Below are 19,703 nucleotides of genomic sequence, written 5' to 3'. Positions count from 1 at the left end.
AGATGATATTAAAATTAATCCAAATCTTTTAATAATTTTTTCAAATTATTCATCTCCTTTTATTATTTTTAGTAAAATTTACATATTATACATAAATGTAATTAATTTGTCAATATTATATATAATTTGTATTATAAATAGGTTATATGATAATATAATCTATAATTGTAAATTTTAATAATAAAAATCATGTATAGAAAGGAATCATAAATAATTATGAAAAAGAAACTATTAATAATTATAATACTAATTATTGCTATTTTTAGCACTTGTAGTACATACTACAGATACAGATTAAACAAATCAAATAATGATATAAAGAATTTAATAAATGAAGTTGTTATTTATAAAAATGGATATGATTCTTATATTAAAAATTTTGTATCAAAACAAGCCTTTGAAGCTTTAAATTCTCCTGTATCTATTTTTAATAATAATCCAGATATAAAAAAACCTCTAAAAGTTTCAGTGGAATCAAATAAAATTAAAAGGCATGAGATTAATGGGAAAAAATATATATATATGATATATGACATCCGCATATATGATTCTAAAAAAAAGTTAGTATCTGCAGCTTTAGATACCCCACTTGTATATACTGTTACTCAAAATAAAGACCATCTGTATATTGAAAAAATTCAAGAATATGAAAATGAAAATCAAGTACCTAAAATATATAAATAATATTTTAGTACAGTCTTAATTTCAATTAAGATAAAATTTTATATTAATTGAGTAGATAAATATTTATCTACTCAATTAAACAAATTTATATTGTATTGATATATATATAGTGAAACCAGTCCCAAACTAAAAGAATTAAAAACAATATAATTTGCCATAATAAATATGAAGATAGCAAAACTTAAGGAGAAAATTATTATGGGAAGAACGGCTACAAAAGTTACCAATTTAAAAGATATTTCACTGGATCAATTAAGAACTTTTGAAAAAAACTCAACAAATAAGTATTCGCAAAACTTTTTAAAAACAATTATTATGAGCTATTTAGGTGTACATATCTCTAAAATAGAGGAAATTGTAGGGGTCTCTAGGGCTTCTGTTTTGAGCTATATACACAAATGGGACGAATTTGGTCTTAAAGCAATTAATGATCAACGTGGAGGTTCTGTTAGTCCCTTCACTGATGAAATGCTTTATTATATTCAAGATGCTCTTATTAATAAAGATCCAAGAGAATTTGGTTTTAATGCGTCAACACGGAGTCCGGTAGGACATCCCTCTATAATTGAGAGAAATGCTTCTTCTATTGGCTTAAAGTTAATAGGTGCTACTGAAATACCACAGATTTTCAATCTGTTATTGACGCATATCCATATAGTGAGACTATAAATAATGAATTTAGGTAGATAGTATAAATTTTGTGGTTTTATACTACCTACATTTATTCCACGAGCTTTACAAACGTCTAGTCCTTCCCTAATTGCAAGAAGCGTGTACTTCATAACTTCAGTACCTTCCCCAAAAGCTTTTCCAGAGTCAGCTTTCATCACCCCACCTAGCAAGCCAGCTGCTTCAGCATAATGAGTTAATATCCAAGGTAATATTTGTGTTGATATTTGTGGATTTAAATTAGCCTGCTCCATTGTTTTCGCTATACGTTTTATACGTGATGTTATTTTTCCATCCTTTCCCCCAAGCATAGTAGGAGCTTTTTTATTTCCAAATATACTACAGTAAATACCCGTTTCATCTATGCCCCCTCCCATAATATGTGGAAAGCCAAAGATATATTGAGAAGGCAATAAATAACTTATATGTATTATAGTCAAAAATTCTTAACATAAAATATAGCCAGTTGTGTTCTATCCCTGAAATTCAATTTTTCTAGAAGACCTGTAACATAATTTCTTACAGTACCATCACTGATAAATAATTTTTCTGCTATCTCTTTATTTGATAATCCTTCAACTACCAGCTGAAGTATTTGGAGCTCTCTTGTAGAAATTTTAAGCTGAGAAATATCTATTTTATTATGATTCTTAAGCATTGAAGATATTGAATTTGCTACTTCTTTTTCAAAAACATAATTCCCCTTAGCTACAGTTCTTAAACTTTCAATCATGGTGTCTGCCGGCTGATTTTTAAGAATATATCCCTCAGCACCACTTTTTATAGCTTCTTTTATGTATTCATCGTCCCTAAAAGTAGTTAATATGACTATCTTTATGTTCTTATAACTGCTTTTTATAAGTTTTGTTCCCAATACTCCATCCATTACAGGCATTCTTACATCCATGAGAATAATATCCGGCTGTAGTTTATTGCATAATTCATAAGCTTCCTGTCCATTAGCAGCTAAGCCTACTACTTCAAAGTCATCTTCAATTTCAAATATTAACTTTAAGCCCTCTCTCACCAGAGTATCATCATCTACAATTAAAATTTTCACCTATATTATCCTCCCTTGTCCTTGGAATAATACAAACTATTATAAATCCACTGTCAGAACTAATAGATATATTTCCACCTATATTCTGTATTCTCTCTCGCATACCAGTTATCCCTAAACCTTCTTTTATATTGCTGCATCCCACACCGTTATCCTTTATATAAAGCCTTGTGTATAATTCATTAATATCAATGGATATCTGTATTTCTGTTGCTCTGGAATGCCTTGCTGCATTGGTCAATGCTTCTTTAATATTAGCTGCAGTTATTTCAAGATTGTTTGTAGATAAGGAATTAAAATCACCTGTAAATTTAAAATTTACAGGGCAAAAACTGAAATCTTTTATTATATTTTGTATATACTCTACTCCTAATTTTTCAACAGGTTTAATATTATGAACAGTATCTCTAAGAAGAGTAACAGTATCTGAAAGTGCATGTATGCATATATTCACTATACTTTTAGCCTTTTTATCATCTCTTTCAAATAATTTATAAGCTGCTTGTAATTGAATAAGAATGGCTGTAGTACTATGTCCTATGCTATCATGTATCTCCCTTGCAATTCTGTTTCTTTCCCGTACTTCAGCAAGATGAGCAGCTTCTTTAGAGGATTTTAATAATCGCATCTTATACTGTTCAAGCTCATATCTTAATCCTCTTTCCTCATCAAGTAATTTCCTATAATTTTTTTCTTTCAATTCCCACATTCTAAGCACATAAGCAAATAAACTTGAAATACAAGTTGTCATTAATAGCATTATAAAATCCTGTGTATTATTGAAGAAATAAACTTCAAGAGCTAGTACAATTAATACACCTACATAATTAGCTTTACATATAAAATCAAAGGCTGTTAGAGCTAATAAAATTCCAAAATTATTATTAAAATTTATTCCAAGTATTATAACAAATAAACTTGTAAATATTAAATAACTGGTATCAATATATTTTTCTTTAAAAATATTTATTCCTATAAGAGAAATAAGTATGATAACCTCTTCAAAAGATAACATATTTTCAAAGCCTAATTTATAAGCTGCATACACTAAAAAGATAAGTTTGAAAACATATTTCACCCGCTTCATAAAACAACCTCACAAATCCTTCAATAAATTACTTTTATTATACCAAAAATCAGGTGAAGCAACTAAGTATATTATTTTACAATATCAGCTTTTTTCCAGGTTCCTAAAAAGAAAAACACAACTGCAAAAATAAGCAATATACTTATGTCCTGCATCATACTGCCTAATGCTTTATTATCAATAAGCTTTTCTATTGCCTCCATAGCCCAGGTCACAGGAATTAACTTGGAAATATTTTGAATAACTTTTGACGAGGATTTCATACCCCAGGCACCGCCAATCATACACATTACCGTTATTAAACTGATACCAATCATAGTGGCCTTAGTCACATTTCTGCTGATAGAACTTACTGCAATCCCAAAAGAAACACTTACCAAAGCTATCACTAAAAGTACCAACATTACGTTAATTAAAGAGGTCCCTGCTTCTATTCCAAAGCCAAAGACTACTACAGAAGAAAATATTATTAATTGAAGTAAAGCTATAAAATAAAAACTTAAAATAGTTTCAAACATATAATTTCTAAGGGATACAGGGGAACTTAATGTTCTGAAAAAGGTCTTGTTTTCCTTATCTGTAATTATAGTTGTAGATGCAAATATAGATGAAAACATACAGAATTGAATTATCATTCCCCATGCTGTATTTGAATTCTTTTTAACGGGCTTTGCTTTTGCTTTTTGCCTCTCTTCTATAACAGTTTTCCTAAAAGATTTTAATCCTTCATAAAATATATTACTATTTTTATTTGAAACTTTCGCTATATTTTTTACTGGATTTATAAACCCATCAATAAATCTCTGCATAAAAGGAGTTATATTTTTATCCTTATTTGCATAGCCTTGTATTTGTATATCTTGAAGATTTATTATTTTATCAGTATAGCCTTTTGGTATACTAATAACAAAATCTGCTTTTGCTTCATTTATACTGCTGTTAATATCTTTTTGCTGAATATCTATAATTTTCAATTGTGACTTTAAAATGTATTGTAAAGTCGATGTAAGCTCTGTTTTATCATTATCTACAATACCAATCTTTATTGTATTCATAGAAACAGAATTATCAAGACATATAGGAACTAAAGGTAATAACGGTAATATAAAAAGTACTATAAGCTGGATTTTACTTTTTAGTATTCTCTTTATATTGTTAAAAAATATAGTCATCTTAAAATTCTCCTCCCTGCTATTAATGACACTGAAAATAAAATTATGGTAATAACAATCAATATAGTCATTGAATTTTGCAATAAAATAATATTATTGCTTATATCTGCTAAAATAGATTTATACACATAGTTGTGAAAAGATAAGTTGATCATTATATCAATAATTTCACTCTTGTTAGGATTAAAAGCATTAACCATTATTGGAAAAAACATAAAATAGTTAAAAGCAAAAAAAATCAATGCACAGATATAGATATTTTTAAAGAATACTGTAATTATTATTCCAATACTATTTACTATAATTAAAAATAGTATTAATGACAAAAATATTATAAAATAATTACCATTCCAATTTATATTAAGACCATATTTTATTATTAACACATCAATAAATGCACAGATAATTAAAATTAATATGTTACCTAAAAATTTTCCCATAAAGTTTTCTATAAAACTTACTGATGAGGACTTTATCCTTATATGAACATTACTCTTAAGGTCATCTATTATTGAATAACTCATTAATAATCCTCCATAAAAGAGAAAAAAAAGTGTACATGCTATAGAAATCTTAAGATTTTTATTGATTGTTCCCTTATTGATATCTATAAGGAATGCCTTTAAATTGCTTTTATTATTATCCTTTTTATCTATGTGGATATTTGAAATCTCACTTTGTATTTCTTGTACATTTATATTTTCATAGGATTTATATTCTGTAGATCCTGTTAAAATACTTATAATTAATATAGGTGCTAATATAAATGCAAAAATGGCTATTATATTTCTTGAATACCTCTTTACCGTATAGTAAGCTATAGTTAATATATTCATCTTCTTATCTCCTATCTATCTATTAATTATCATTCCCTAAGCTTTCTGCCAGTTAGAGTTAAAAATACACTTTCAAGAGTAGGTTTATTTACATTTAATGATATTATTTCTGAATTTGCAGCTAAAACTATATTTATTATTTTCCCAACGATGTTACTTTGTTTTTTAGATATAACTGTTAATCTATTTCCATTTATACTGCAATCCGTTACTTCATGCAGATTTTTTATATTATCAACTATAGTATAATTAACAGATGAAAGCTCCATATCTATTTTTTCATTAATTTCTACAAGATCCTTCAGTTCCTCTTTAGTACCTTTTGCTATTACTCTGCCTTTATCAATTATAACTATTTTTGTACATAGTTCTTCAACTTCCTCCATGTAGTGTGAAGTATATATTATTGTTGCCCCCATTTCATTAAGTTTTTTGATAGACTGAAGTATATGATTTCTTGACTGAGGATCTATTCCAACGGTGGGTTCATCCATAATAATAAGCTTTGGATGATGCACTATAGCACAGGCAATATTTAACCTCCTCTTCATTCCCCCAGAAAACTTTTTAGGATAATCCTTTTTTCTATCCAGCAGTCCCGTAAATTCAAGTGCTCTATCAACTCTATACTGTAATTCCTTTCCTCTTAAACCATAGAGCCTTCCAAAATAGCAAAGATTTTCGTAGGCAGTTAAATCTTCATAAACAGCTATATCCTGAGGTACAATTCCAATAAACTTTTTAATGTCTCTTTCATATTTTTTCATATCCATACCAAATATTTGAATTTCTCCACTATCAATTTTTGTCATACCAATGAGTGTATTAATGGTTGTAGTTTTACCTGCACCATTAGGTCCCAGTAATCCAAATATTTCACCTTCTTCAATAGACAGATTTATATTATCTACAGCTATAAAATCATCATATCTCTTAACAAGCTTTTTTACTTCAAGTATCATCTTAATTCCCCCTGTTTTTACTTATATTTATATAATAAGATAAATAAACAATATATAGTAGTAACAAGAGGAATAATTTAACTATGACAAATGTCATAATAATAATAAAACATTGAAGCAAGTTCTAAAATTCAGATGGGGATTCTTTTACCCCATCTGAATTTTAGAACTGCAAATGCATGCCTTACTTGGCGTCGAACTCCCACTTGAAGAAAAGCAGAGAACTAAAATCTTATTTTTGATTTTATGTGAGGGCTGTACAGAGTGCAAGCAGAGTGCGTTGGAGACTTACGCCAAGTTAGGCAGGTGAAAAACAACTTACATTTACTAAAAAGGAACGTGTATAGATTCATTTAAATAAATCTATACACGTTCCTCATCTTTATCTGATGACTACCAGCCGTAATACTCCCATCACACTCTGTTTATATCATTCCACATCTATATACTCAGTAACAAAATCCGTAAACAATTTGCCATCCAGATGATCTATTTCATGGCAGAAACATTTTGCCATATCACCTGTACCTGTTAGTGTAATCTTATCTCCATTTTCATTTAGAGCTTGTACTGTTACCTTTGCAGGTCTCATAAGTTTTCCCCATTTATTCGGGATACTAAGACATCCCTCTATAACTTCCTGCTGACCTTCCTTATCTATTATCTTCGGATTAACTAATTTCATAAGTCCTTGTCCCATATCTATTACAACTAATCTCTTTAATATTCCAACCTGTGGTGCTGCTATTGCTGCTCCATTTTCTGAATTGTGAAGAGTATCAGTCATATCATCTAAAATCTGTCTTATCTTATCATCTAGCACTTCAACTTTTCTGCTCTTTTTTCTAAGTATTTCATCTCCAAAAATTCTAATCTGTCTTAATGCCATCTAAACCACTCCTCTACTCTGCTGTGCTCTTGATTTTCTTTCACTTTCCTCAAAGAGAAAAATATCTTCTATGGTTTTATGAAAAATTTTAGATATATCATAGGCCAGCCATATGGAAGGTTCATACTTTTCCGTTTCTATAGAGTTAATTGCCTGTCTTGATGCTCCTATAAGTTTTCCTAATTGTTCTTGGGTTAGACCAAAGGCTTCCCTAAATTCTCTTAATCTATTCTTCAAAACTCATCACCTCTGTAATGTTTACCTTACATGTATTAATATATCAATGCTTTGAAGTCATGTCAAGTGTACATTACACATTATTTAGCTAATATTTTACACTATAAAAATTATATTAAATAAAATATATATTTAGTTTTTATTGAAAATCCATTTTATTATCTAAATCATAATTACTTTATAGCGAAAAAGAGATAAACTGAAATGAATTTATCTCTCTTTTACTAAATATTATTTCTAATCTTTCTCATTAATTGAATCAAAATGTTTAATTTGAATATTTTCAAAAACAGCTTTTCCCCCAATAGAATAAAGACTTATACCCTTATCCTTTAAATCAGGAAATGCCTCATTGGAATAAGTGACCTTTCCATCATCTACAAATACTTCTATGCTGGTTTTATCCACAATAATTTTAAGATGGACTTTCTTTTTACTGGTGTCAAATGGTGCTCTGCTTTCAATATATTTATTAGCAGCATCTGGATGTGATGTAAATCCTCTGTTCACATAAGAATATTTACCATCAACAAAAATTCCCACATCAATATGACGGCTTTTATCCTCCGATTCTCTAAGCCTCAATCCTACATTTTCAGCATCCTCCCAGCTTATATCTGCATCAAGCTCATAGGATTCTCCCGTGAATTCTAATGTCTTTGTTCCCGTAACTTCAACCCTATTTAAATGTTCAGTGGATTTTACAATATCATTCAAAGTTTCAACAGGCTGCGAAAAAAGACTGTACCTATCATCTTGTTTTTTAAGACTTATCTCTCTTACAATTGAATCTATGCCATTAAAGTTCTCTTTAGTAGTAGGAGTATTATTAGCATAATCCCAGTTATTCATCCAAGCTAATGCATAACGTTTTATAAAACTCTCACTGATATTGCCGCTTTCAAAAGTTACACCTGCATACCAATCAAATCCATAGTCCAGCCATTGAGGTTCACTTTCATCTGGTATAAACTCTTTTCCATTGAAATCACCGGTCCAATAGGCATAGGTATTCGGTTTTCCTACACTTTTTCCATTGGCACTTGCTCCCATAACCCATTTATAAGCTCCATCCTCAGCCTTCATCATAAATAGATCTGGACATTCTACAATACCTATATCTTTTGTAAAAAATCCTCCAGTATATTGCCAATCTTTAAGATTATCCGATTCATAAAAACCTATCTTGTTACCTTCTGCTAATAGTATAGTCCACTTATTACTTTTAGAGTTCCAGATAATTTTAGGATCTCTAAAGTCCTTTACTCCTGGATTTGGCATAACTGGATTATCACTATAGGACTTAAAGGTCTTTCCCTTATCAGTACTGTACCATAGATGCTGCTGTTGAGCACCATCCTTTCCAGAAGGCTGAGTTAAAATAGCCACCACAGCATCTTTTCCAAAACCCGCTGTATTTTCACTATCCACTACCACTGATCCTGACCACACATCTCCATTATTATTAGTAAATTTAGGAATTGCTACGCCTTCATCACTCCAATGCACTAAATCTTCTGATGTAGCATGACGCCACTCTGTACCATTGCCCTTTGGATATTCACCATTATAGAGATAATAGTAATGATATTTCCCATCAAAAAATATGGGCTTTTGGGGATCATTTTTCCACTTGTCAGGAGTTGTAAAATGATATACAGCTCTATAGTTTGGTTTTTCATCAATTACTTTTTTCTTTGGTTCTTTATCTGTATTACTATAAAAAAATAAAAATCCAATTATTATTGCAAAAAAAATACTAATAAAAATACATAATAGTACAATTTTTCTTTTTGTCATATAATCCCTCCACTCTATGTCTTCATTCACTGACTATTCTTTAAACAATCCATTCAAACTTAGTATAAGTATAAAACTTCAAGTGAAATTATTCATTTATATTCTCTTTCTGTAATATGAAATTATACATTTATTTTGACTCTGATGAGTAGACATATAATAAATTTTCTATAGATTGTATAATAAAAATTTATCTATAGATATACAACCTGAAATATAAATTTAGATTTTTTATATTAAGTTACTCAGGCTATTTATGAGTATCAACATTTAATTATGAATTTGGATATCTATATACTTATCTATAATATAAATTATATAATATTCTTAAAAAAAGAAAAAAAGAGGTGCTTTTAATGTATATTAACACATTTCAAAGAACCTCTTTATAAATTTTTTAATACTAATTAATTGTCAATTATCTCTTTATAATATTTTGACTACTATCTTTTATCATTATGTTTTTTCACATTATCAATTGTAAGCTGACCTTGTTCAAGAATACTGTTTGGTACAACTGATGTCTTATCTCCCTTAATATTAAGTAAGAAACTTGGAGCAAAAGTAGCTTTGTGATCTGCATAAAAACCTCTGTTAGTCATATAACTTGTAATTACAACATTATTACCCTTAGTCTGAGGTATAGCGAAATGTGAATAAGTAAATGTCAGATCAGCAGGATCAAGATCCATATGTAATACAAGTCCACTGTCATTTAGTGGTTTAAAAGGTCCATTTATAGAATTAGAAACATAACCCAACATGTATACATCTTTATTTCCTATACCATTGATAGTCATTTTAGATCCTCTGCTATCTGTGAATAAATACCACTTGCCATTAAGTTTAAATATGTTAGCACGTTCAATTTCATCTGTTACTGTATTTGATGCAATTAATGGTTTCATAACTTTTTTTAATGTATAATTATCATTTAATTCAATAATACCTAGCGCACCGTTAGCATAAGAAGCAGTTTCTTTTTTATCACTATTTAATAATGCATTTTTATCTGACTGGAAGAAAGCCTTACTGCCGCCATAATAAGCTCTGTTGTATAAAGAGTTTTCACCTTGATAACCGTCATCACTTCCTGTGTTAGCTTCAAAAACAAGATATTTATGTCCTTTATCTTCTACATAGTGTGGATCTCTTAGTGTATGATTGTCCGGTGAAAGATACATTCCTGCATCTCTGAACTGTTGAACATTTTGATATAATTTACCATCTCCACCATCAAAAATAGATTTATGATCTTCTACACCATCTACTTTAAGTGTATCTCTATCTACTTTAGACATATTAACTTGAGCAGTTGTTATAACCTGATTTCCATCACCAGTTCCACCATCTTCAGGTGCACCAGAAAAATCAGTATAGAATAGTCTAATTTTACCATCAGAAGTTAATGTAGCAGAACCTGACCATTCTTGAGTTTGATATTTAAGATGCGGATCATTTGGATTAGCAAATTTATCACTATCCTTAAATACTCTTCCAGCATTTTTCCAGCTGTCAATAGAAGTTTGTCCTATTTTTTGATAGAATAAATATATAGAAGTATCATTTCCATTTTTAGGATCTCCAGCTAGTGCAAAGACAATATTATATCCCTTATAGTTTGCTACTGTTCCATCAGAATTTTGAAGCGGCCAACTATCCCATACATCTAGATCAATTAAATTACCATTTTTATCATATCCCTTTGCTGACGGAATATTTTTAATAGTTGATGCATCAAATTTAGGCACTTCGAACTGTGCATTTCCATGTTGTGCTGGAATTTTATTCATATCAAATCGAGTTATGTGAGAAAAGCCATAATCATTGTTATAATCAGCATTACTAGCAAAGGCCAACTTTCCTCCCGGTACGGCTACAAGCAACGTTGCAGCAAAAGTAGTTCCTAGAATAAATTTCATAATTTTTGATTTAATCATAAATTATTTTCCCCCTAAAATAATTTTTTATTATAAATATATACTTTAATGTTGCTATTGCCATATTTATAACAGATCGTCTTTTGAAGACACTATATACATACGCTAGTTTTAATATTTTTTTGAGGTAAATTAAACTTTTCATTAAAATTATTCTATTAATATTAAATTTATGACTTTTATTTCATATTGTTATTAAATTTATCTATTTTATGATAATATAAAAAACATCTGCGCTAAGCAGACATTTTTTTAATATATTTTTATTAATTAAGACTATTTTCTTATAATACTCTTAACTCTATTTATAAAATTGTATTTATTTATAATTTAATATATTTATATGGATCTTCTTGTTTGTCTTTCCTTTAAAATTCTGATTATAGTAAGCAGCATCCCCAAAATACATATGACTGCCGTACTCATATATACTATCCTCATTGCATATAAGAAGATTTCCGGTCTTCCGCTTACGTAGCCCGTAACTCTATGACCTATTTTGCTGCTCATTCTATTGTACAAAAGTGCAACAGAAAATGTTATTCCTGAAACCATGCCCACATTCCTTACTAGAGCATTTATACTGCCCACTACTCCCAATTTGTCTTTCGAAACTAAGGACATTACAATAGCATTATTAGGGGCTTGAAACAATCCATTTCCTATACCTATTATGGCAATGCTTATAGCTATATGTATATAACTGGAGGTGGCATTTAAAAAAGACATGCTAAATAGTCCAATGGACATAATAAGCAATCCAAAAATCGTTAAAATTTCTCCGCTTAATCTATCTGATAAATATCCGCTTAAAGGGGCAATCAAAGCGATACTCACTGGAATAGCCATCATTAAAATCCCTGAAGTTGCTGGAGATATTTTTATGGCATCCTGAAGATAAAAAGGTTGAATTATATTTACGCAAAACAAAACTACAAAGGATATAAACGCGCATAATATACTTATATCAAATAATTTATTTTTAAACATAGATAGATCTATTATAGGATCTTCTGCTTTTTTCTCTATAAAATAAAAACCTATTCCACACAAAATGGCTATTACAAAACTTATAAGTATTCTTTCATTGCTCCACCCTAAATCTTCTCCTTTTAAAAGTGACCAGAAAAGAGATACTATAAAAACTATAAGTAAAATAGCTCCTTTTAAATCAAATTTTGAAATATCTCTACTTATCTCTTCCTTAGGAAGTATTATTTTCCCTGAAACAAAAGCCAAAATAGAGATGGGTATATTTATTAAAAATATAGACTGCCAATTAAAAAACTGAACCATTAAGCCGCCAATAGGAGGTCCAAGCATAGTTCCTATAGCTACAGTACTTCCAAGTAGTCCAAAAGCTCTTCCCCTTTCATTCTTTGGAAAGGTAATTGCCAATATAGATTGATTTGCAGACATAAACATAGCTGCTCCCAAAGCCTGAACTACTCTTGAAAAAACCAAAAAACTCAGAGTGTTAGAAATAGCACATAAAAAAGATCCAAGACCAAATATAAGAAATCCATAATTAAAGATGATATTTCTTCCAAATTTATCTGATAATTTTCCAAATATAAGCACAAAAGCCGATATTACTATTAAATAACTGGTTACTACCCACTGTATACTATTTATCTCTACAGATAGATGTTTTGATATCATCGGCAGTGCTATGTTTACAATACTGCTATCCAGATTACCCATAAAAGGAGATAGCAAAACTACGGCTAGAATTTTCCATCTATTTTTATAATTTTTTTCTTCCATATACAATTCTCCCACTTAAAATTCACTATAAGTAATACTATACAACTATAAGTTGATTTGTCAACTATAAGTAAGCTTTAATTTTTTAGGCTAGACTATTCAGATTATTTATGCTTATTAATATTTAATAACCAAATTGGATATCTATATAATATAAACAAAAATAACCTATGTAAATTTCATTATAGAAATCCACATAGATTATTAAAAAATATTATTATACATAATTATCCCTTATTTTTTCTTCCTGTAATTACATTCACTATAAATACTAACACTGCTACTATAAGCAGCATATGAATTAAAAATCCTCCAAATCTAAATATAAATCCTAACAACCAAAAGAATAGTACTATACCGTTGCCAAAACTTTATAGAACTCCATAAAGCTTGTTTAATTCCCCGTTCAATGTGTCCGATTTTGTAATTCTAAAAGAATACACTACTTTCGTTTGATATGACACTCCAAGGGCTTAACTTCGGATACAACGAATCCTACACCTCAAACATAACTGTTCATGTAGTTATGCTGAATATCTGCTTAAATTAATTGAAGCATTTAAATCTCTATCAATTACTGCTCCACATTCTTCACAGATATAAGTTCTTTCTGATAGTGATAATTTAGTCTTTTTATGTCCACACTCACTACAAGTCTTTGATGATGGATACCATTTATCAGCTTCAATAAATTTAATTCCATAAAATTCACATTTGTATTGAAGCTGTCTTTTAAACTCATATAACCCTTGCTGTGCTATAGCTTTGGATAAATGCTTATTCTTAATCATACCTTTAATATTAAGTGTTTCCATAACTACTCTTGATGGCTTGGTTTTCACTATCTTAGTAGTTGCTTGGTGTAAATGGTTATTCCGAATGTTAGATAAGCAAATTATTTCTATAGAAATTTATAATTAAAAACTTTAATCATATCTGAATAATTTTATCTATAATATGACATTATATAATTGAAAAAACCACATATTGTAAAGCATTTAAATATACAAAAATAATTGTTAACTATAGGAGGATATATTAAACAATGGAAAACTCAATGTTTTGTTATCAATGTGAACAAACTTTTGGCGGAAAAGGTTGTACAAAAAGCGGCGTATGCGGTAAAACACCAGAAATTGCAAATCTGCAAGATTTACTGATATACCAATTAAAGGGAATTTCCTGCTACGCAAAGCCGCTCATCGAAAGTGGAAAAGTTATTGATGAGGATATAGTGAAATTTGTAGAAAACTCATTATTTACAACCTTAACCAATGTAAATTTTGATCCAGGAGCTCATATTAAGCTGTTAAAGGAATCTCAGAAAATAAAAGAATTTTTAAGAGATAGTGCTCCTGAAGGAGAATATCCAGATTCTGCTACATATAACTTAAGTGATACAAAAGAAGAAATGCTAAAAGATTCAGTTAAAGCTGGAATTATGTATGATGAAAGTCTTGACGCAGATATTAGATCTCTGCGTTCTACAGTATTGTATGGACTAAAAGGTATAAGTGCATATGGTCATCAGGCAAGATTTATAGGCTATAATAGTGAGCAGGTAGATAAATTTTATTTCTTAGGCTTAGAATCCACTACTAATGACAATTTAACTTTAGAAGACATGATAAATATTACAATGAAAACTGGAGATATGAGTGTAGAAGTTATGAAAACATTAGATGCTGCTAACACATCTAGATATAATAATCCTTCTATGCATAAAGTTAATATAAACATAAAAAAGGGACCATTTATAATTGTATCTGGTCATGATTTAAGAGATTTAGAAATGCTTCTTCAACAAACAGAAGGCAAGGGAATCAATATATATACCCATGGAGAAATGCTTCCATCTCATGGATATCCATCACTAAAAAAATATAAACATTTAGTAGGAAATTATGGTTCAGCCTGGCAAAATCAACAAAAAGAATTTGACGGAATACCTGGATGTATTCTAATGACAACCAACTGTTTAATGAGACCTAGAGAAACCTATAAAGATAGGATATTTACTACCAGTGTTGTAGGCTGGGATGGAGTAAAACACATAGATGCAGATGAAAATGGAGTAAAAGATTTTAGTGAAATAATAAATAAAGCTTTAGATCTTGGAGGCTTTGAAGAAGATGAAGAATCCAAGGAAATTCTAGTAGGATTTGGACACAATGAAACACTTTCTCATGCTGATGAAATAGTTAATGCAGTTAAAAATGGCAAAATAAGACGTTTCTTCTTAATAGGTGGTTGTGATGGAGCTAGGCCTGGCAGAAATTATTATACAGAGTTTGCACAAAAAGTACCAAAAGATTGTGTGATATTAACCTTAGCCTGTGGTAAATATAGGTTTAACAAATTAGATTTTGGAACAGTTGCAGGTCTTCCAAGACTACTGGATATTGGTCAATGTAATGATGCCTATTCAGCCGTTAGAATAGCTACATCTCTAGCAGATGCCTTTGATACAAACGTAAACTCCCTGCCACTAACAATTGTACTATCTTGGTATGAACAAAAAGCAGTAGCAGATTTACTGGCACTCTTATCCCTTGGAATAAGAGGCATGTATTTAGGACCAAGTTTACCAGCATTTATATCTCCCAATGTGCTTCAATATTTAGTAGATACCTTTAATATAAAACCAATCAGCAACGCTGAGGATGATTTGAAAAATTCACTTAATCAAGTTGAAATGACAAATTAATTTTATAATTTAAACTTACCTAAGTTCTATAAGAAGTCACTACATTGAGTTTATCTCTGTAGTGATTTTTTAGTTATTCTGCCATTAAAAATTATTGATAAACTTAAATTTAAAGACATTTGCTTCTAGCTTTAAGTTCAACTAAATCTTCCTTAAATGATTTCACCATAATTTCAGAAATATCCCTCCAAAATCCAGTGCTTGAATTTTCAGATACGTCCTGATTCCACTTTGGTGTCCAAGATAATAAATGCTTAGTTATAAAGTCTATCTGGGCTCTAACATTTTTCTTAACAGTTTTTAAATCTTCATAATCTACAACAGAACATAATCTTGATATAAAAGCTAGTTCAAAAGCTAAATGATCTGCAGCTACCCTTACACTTACATCTAATCCAAACTTTCTATAGAATCTGCGAACCTGCAATTCCGATTTTCCAAATAACAACCTATCATTGTTTTCATAGACAGACTCCCAAGGTGGAGCTAGTATGTGTGATGGTCCCAAAAATAAACTTTCATAATCCTCTATAAATGACTTTCTACTATTTTTAATTTCTTCTGTAATATCTCTGCCATAACCTTTTTCAATTAAAAAATCTTTAAATACTGGAACTTCCTTAGAAACTTCCAGTACCTTGTTCAAATCTCCACGATAAAGTGCAGATAACAGTGCATAGATAGCTTGTCTTTTTGTCATAAAATCTTTTACAGTATCCATAATTTTATTTGTCTTTAGCAAGAAATAACAATTTATTAACACTACACTATTATTTTAAACTAATTTCTTTGCTTATATTACTTATAAATTTCCTGCTAAAAACCTACTCTCCCTTCCTATCTACTATGCTAAGTGTATTCACCATAATTAAAAACATAGCTTATATATTTTAACTTTCACCTTTCATATCATCTATAATCCGTTTCTAATTTTATTAGTAAAAATCATATTCACTGAGTCTAAGACTTCCCTTTATGTGGTGTAATTACTAAGGCAGGATTAGTTATACTTGCTTCTGGCATACCTTCTGTTTCAGCAATACATCCAAACTTTTCACGCAGCTCCTCCAGTACACCATAGTCCAATGCCCTCATGGGACAAGATGAAACGCAGACAGGATCTTTTCCCTGTTCCAATAAATCCGTGCAAAAATCACATTTGTTAACCTTTTTAGATACCTTATCATATTGAGGTGCTTTATAAGGACATGCTTTTATGCAACTTTTACATCCTATGCATTTTTCTTTATCTATATATACAATTCCGTTCTCTTCTTTTTTACTAATGGCTCCTGCAGGACAGACCTTTAAGCATATTGGATTTTCACAGTGATTACAACTCATAGAAATCCAAAAGGCATATACATTAGGTATAACTACCTTTCCCTTCTCTATAAAATCTCCACCAGACACTTCATAAACTTTTCTAAACTGCTGACCTGCAGGGAGATTATTTTTATCTTTGCAGGCTATTTGGCAGGTATTACATCCCACACAATAATTTTGCTGAAAATAAAATGCTAGTTGTCTGCTCATACTTATATACCACCTTCTAGTTTTAAGTTTATTATGTTAAGCCTTTACTACTTCAACTAAGTTAGTATGAGAGGGATTTCCAAAAGCCAGTGGAGTGGGATGATATTTTGTAAGAGTATTAATACATCCTCTCCTGTCAATTCCCTCTTTATCAGGAGTCCACCATGCACCTTGAGGCACCGATACAACTCCCGGCATAATTCTTGGTGTAACCTTTGCAGGTAAAATTATTGTACCTCTACTGTTAAACACCTTCACTCCATTTCCATTTTTTATATATCTTTTTTCTGCATCTACGGTGCTAATTCAAATTTCCTGTTTTCCTGCCTCTTCCATCCAGCTGGTATTATCAAAGGTAGAATGCACACGTCGTTTATAGTGATGCCCTATACATTGAAGAGGATAGATTGTCTTTATAGGATCTTCCGGTCCTTCCCAAGCCGATATGTATTTAGGCACTGCTGGAATTTCAAAAGGATTATTCATACCCCACAATCTCTTTGAAAAAATCTCTATTTTACCTGATGGAGTTGGAAAAGGATTATTTTCAAAGTCTTCAATCTGATCTTCAAAGGCTATGGAGCACTTATCATAGTTCCATCTGTATATGGATTTTTCCTTAAATTCATTAATTGATGGAAAATCATTATTTCTTTTAGCAGTTTCCCCAATCAAATATTCCATCCACTGCTCTATGGATTTTCCCTCTGTAAATTCATCTTTAAGACCAAGCTTATCCGCTAAATCTCTTATCCAATCATACCCATTATGACACTCAAAAATCGTGTCCACCGCTTTATTCATATATATTACATAGTCTCCAATTCCCCAAGGAGTTACAATATCCTCCCTCTCCATCATATTGTCCGCAGGCAAAAGTATATCTGCAAATTTAGCACTTGGAGTCAAGAAGTGATCACTGACTACTATAAATTCCACTAAACTTTCATCTTCTAACAATTTAGCTGTACCATTAGAATCAGAATGCTGATTTACAAGAGTATTTCCACCTAAATTAAACATAAGCTTAATATTTGAAGACAGCCTTTTTACACCCTTTACACTTAAATCTGCTCCCATTCCCTTTCCTCTTATAATGGCATCCGGCCAACTGTATACAGATATCTGTGATTTATTTGGATTATAATACGGAATGGATGCAACAAACTCCTGACGGACAGGATACCCCGTACCAGAAGCCCATCCCCCATTAATTCCTATATTACCTGTTATGGCGGCCAGTACAGTACCACTTCTGGTATATTGTTCTCCATAGGCATGTCTTTGTGGTCCAAAGCCTTCAATTAATGCAGCCGGTCTATTTACAGCATACTCCCTTGCCAATTCAATAATTGTCTCTCTCAGTATACCTGTTATGGCTTCTGCCCAAGCTGGGGTTTTTGGAATTTTATCTTCACCTTCTCCCAAAATATAACTTTTATAGGAGTTTCCCTTTGGAATTCCTGAAGGCATATGCTCTTCATCAAAACCTAAACAATATTTATCAAGAAAATCTTGATCCTGTAGATTTTCTGTAATTATAACATAGGCCATAGCATCCAATAGAGCACTATCCGTAGTGGGACGAATTGGTATCCATTTATCCGCAAGTCCTATGGCTGTATTTGAATATATTGGATCAATGCTTATAATTTTTGCTCCAGCTTCCTTTGCCAATTTTAAATAATAGGCAGTATTAGTACCATGAATTGTTTCTGCAGGATTAAACCCTAATAGAATAATCAATTTTGAATTTTGCCAGGTATCCCTGCTGCTGCCGGTATAGATGGTTCCAAAGGTATAGGGGGTGGCAATTTGAGTACAAGCTGTACTGTAGCTGCCATAATAGTCCAGATAACCACCATACATTCCTATAAGTCTTTTCATCCAGTTTCTCTCCGCTAACCTTCCTGCGTTGCCAGTAGCATATTGAAGATATATAGAATCAGGTCCATACTCTTTCATGCTTCTCTTAGTATTTTCTGCAATGGTGTCTATAGCTTCTTCCCAGCTAATACGCTTAAATTTGCCTTCACCTCTTTTGCCAATTCTCTTCATGGGATATTTCAGTCTATCATGATTATACATACGGTTTCTATAAGAACGACAACGAAGACATCCTCTCAGCTGTGGATTTTCCCTTGTATCCTTTATATCATCCTCCGTAGAAATTCTAACAATTCGCTCATTTTTAACATGAGCTTTTATAACACATCTTCCGCCGCAATTGTGAGAGCCTGAAGTTCTAACAATCCTTTCATGATTTTCATTTATTTCATCCTTGGAATTGGGTATATAACTATGAAATCCATCTTCCTCAAATAGCTTCTTTATGAATTTAGAATTTTCCAATTTAA

The 19,703-nt window shown here is 30.7% G+C and carries 18 protein-coding genes and 1 pseudogene; 2 read left to right on the top strand and 17 right to left on the bottom strand.

Annotated elements, in window-relative coordinates:
- The first annotated feature begins 216 nt into the window (after positions 1-216).
- Complete coding sequence (locus CLPA_RS01925; protein ID WP_003441077.1) at positions 217-684, top strand: hypothetical protein; 468 nt, start codon at positions 217-219, stop codon at positions 682-684.
- 482 nt (positions 685-1,166) lie between these two features.
- Here CLPA_RS01925 and CLPA_RS01920 read toward each other — a convergent pair whose 3' ends face one another.
- From CLPA_RS01920 to CLPA_RS01865, 13 genes and pseudogenes are all read right to left on the bottom strand, one after another.
- A complete protein-coding gene (locus CLPA_RS01920; protein WP_152982478.1) occupies positions 1,167-1,766 on the bottom strand; it encodes a hypothetical protein in 600 nt (199 codons plus the stop codon).
- A gap of 23 nt (positions 1,767-1,789) precedes the next feature.
- Complete coding sequence (locus CLPA_RS01915) at positions 1,790-2,413, bottom strand: response regulator transcription factor (protein WP_003441075.1); 624 nt, start codon at positions 2,411-2,413, stop codon at positions 1,790-1,792.
- Complete coding sequence (locus tag CLPA_RS01910) at positions 2,391-3,500, bottom strand: sensor histidine kinase (protein ID WP_003441074.1); 1,110 nt, start codon at positions 3,498-3,500, stop codon at positions 2,391-2,393. Before CLPA_RS01910 ends, CLPA_RS01915 begins: the two co-directional genes overlap by 23 nt.
- Positions 3,501-3,571: 71 nt before the next feature.
- The gene (locus tag CLPA_RS01905) at positions 3,572-4,672 is read right to left on the bottom strand and encodes an ABC transporter permease (protein ID WP_003441073.1); all 1,101 of its coding nucleotides are present in this window, start codon (positions 4,670-4,672) and stop codon (positions 3,572-3,574) included.
- The gene (locus CLPA_RS01900) at positions 4,669-5,508 is read right to left on the bottom strand and encodes an ABC transporter permease (RefSeq protein ID WP_003441072.1); all 840 of its coding nucleotides are present in this window, start codon (positions 5,506-5,508) and stop codon (positions 4,669-4,671) included. The genes CLPA_RS01905 and CLPA_RS01900 overlap by 4 nt, the downstream gene beginning before the upstream one ends.
- 29 nt (positions 5,509-5,537) lie before the next feature.
- Positions 5,538-6,470: an ABC transporter ATP-binding protein gene (locus tag CLPA_RS01895; RefSeq protein WP_003441071.1), complete on the bottom strand. Its 933-nt coding sequence runs from the start codon at positions 6,468-6,470 to the stop codon at positions 5,538-5,540.
- 430 nt (positions 6,471-6,900) lie between these two features.
- Positions 6,901-7,359 carry a peptide deformylase gene (gene def, locus CLPA_RS01890; protein WP_003441070.1) on the bottom strand — a complete coding sequence of 153 codons (459 nt, stop codon included), beginning with the start codon at positions 7,357-7,359 and terminating at the stop codon, positions 6,901-6,903.
- Complete coding sequence (locus tag CLPA_RS01885) at positions 7,360-7,596, bottom strand: helix-turn-helix transcriptional regulator (RefSeq protein WP_003441069.1); 237 nt, start codon at positions 7,594-7,596, stop codon at positions 7,360-7,362.
- 237 nt (positions 7,597-7,833) lie between these two features.
- Positions 7,834-9,396 carry a glycoside hydrolase family 32 protein gene (locus tag CLPA_RS01880; protein WP_003441068.1) on the bottom strand — a complete coding sequence of 521 codons (1,563 nt, stop codon included), beginning with the start codon at positions 9,394-9,396 and terminating at the stop codon, positions 7,834-7,836.
- Between the two features lie 443 nt (positions 9,397-9,839).
- Positions 9,840-11,336, bottom strand: a complete 1,497-nt coding sequence (locus CLPA_RS01875; protein WP_003441065.1) for a glycoside hydrolase family 68 protein — start codon at positions 11,334-11,336, stop codon at positions 9,840-9,842.
- Between the two features lie 339 nt (positions 11,337-11,675).
- A complete protein-coding gene (locus CLPA_RS01870) occupies positions 11,676-13,103 on the bottom strand; it encodes an MFS transporter (protein WP_003441062.1) in 1,428 nt (475 codons plus the stop codon).
- Positions 13,104-13,330: 227 nt separating this feature from the next.
- A complete protein-coding gene (locus CLPA_RS20660; RefSeq protein WP_143756646.1) occupies positions 13,331-13,459 on the bottom strand; it encodes a lmo0937 family membrane protein in 129 nt (42 codons plus the stop codon).
- A 168-nt stretch (positions 13,460-13,627) separates the two neighbouring features.
- Positions 13,628-13,993 (bottom strand): annotated as a pseudogene (locus CLPA_RS01865) (RNA-guided endonuclease InsQ/TnpB family protein); the annotation flags it as partial.
- 155 nt (positions 13,994-14,148) lie between these two features.
- Here CLPA_RS01865 and hcp point away from each other — a divergent pair.
- Positions 14,149-15,810 carry a hydroxylamine reductase gene (hcp, locus tag CLPA_RS01860; protein WP_003441057.1) on the top strand — a complete coding sequence of 554 codons (1,662 nt, stop codon included), beginning with the start codon at positions 14,149-14,151 and terminating at the stop codon, positions 15,808-15,810.
- 109 nt (positions 15,811-15,919) lie between these two features.
- Here hcp and CLPA_RS01855 read toward each other — a convergent pair whose 3' ends face one another.
- The 4 genes from CLPA_RS01855 to CLPA_RS01845 all read right to left on the bottom strand — a co-directional run bounded on the left by CLPA_RS01855 (position 15,920) and on the right by CLPA_RS01845 (position 19,698).
- Entirely contained in the window at positions 15,920-16,510 is a 591-nt protein-coding gene (locus CLPA_RS01855) for a TorD/DmsD family molecular chaperone (RefSeq protein ID WP_242834546.1), read from the bottom strand.
- 260 nt (positions 16,511-16,770) lie between these two features.
- Positions 16,771-17,346, bottom strand: a complete 576-nt coding sequence (locus CLPA_RS01850) for a DMSO/selenate family reductase complex B subunit (RefSeq protein WP_003441050.1) — start codon at positions 17,344-17,346, stop codon at positions 16,771-16,773.
- Between the two features lie 36 nt (positions 17,347-17,382).
- Positions 17,383-17,652 (bottom strand): molybdopterin dinucleotide binding domain-containing protein, encoded by a 270-nt coding sequence (locus CLPA_RS21515; RefSeq protein WP_257786238.1) that lies wholly within the window; start codon positions 17,650-17,652, stop codon positions 17,383-17,385.
- Complete coding sequence (locus tag CLPA_RS01845; RefSeq protein WP_236900368.1) at positions 17,653-19,698, bottom strand: DMSO/selenate family reductase complex A subunit; 2,046 nt, start codon at positions 19,696-19,698, stop codon at positions 17,653-17,655.
- Between the last annotated feature and the right edge of the window lie 5 nt (positions 19,699-19,703).

Origin of the sequence: Clostridium pasteurianum DSM 525 = ATCC 6013, from assembly GCF_000807255.1 — a bacterium.
GTDB lineage: Bacteria > Bacillota > Clostridia > Clostridiales > Clostridiaceae > Clostridium_I > Clostridium_I pasteurianum.
The sequence above is the reverse complement of the archived record's forward strand: the minus strand, read 5'-3'. Positions and strand labels throughout refer to the sequence as shown.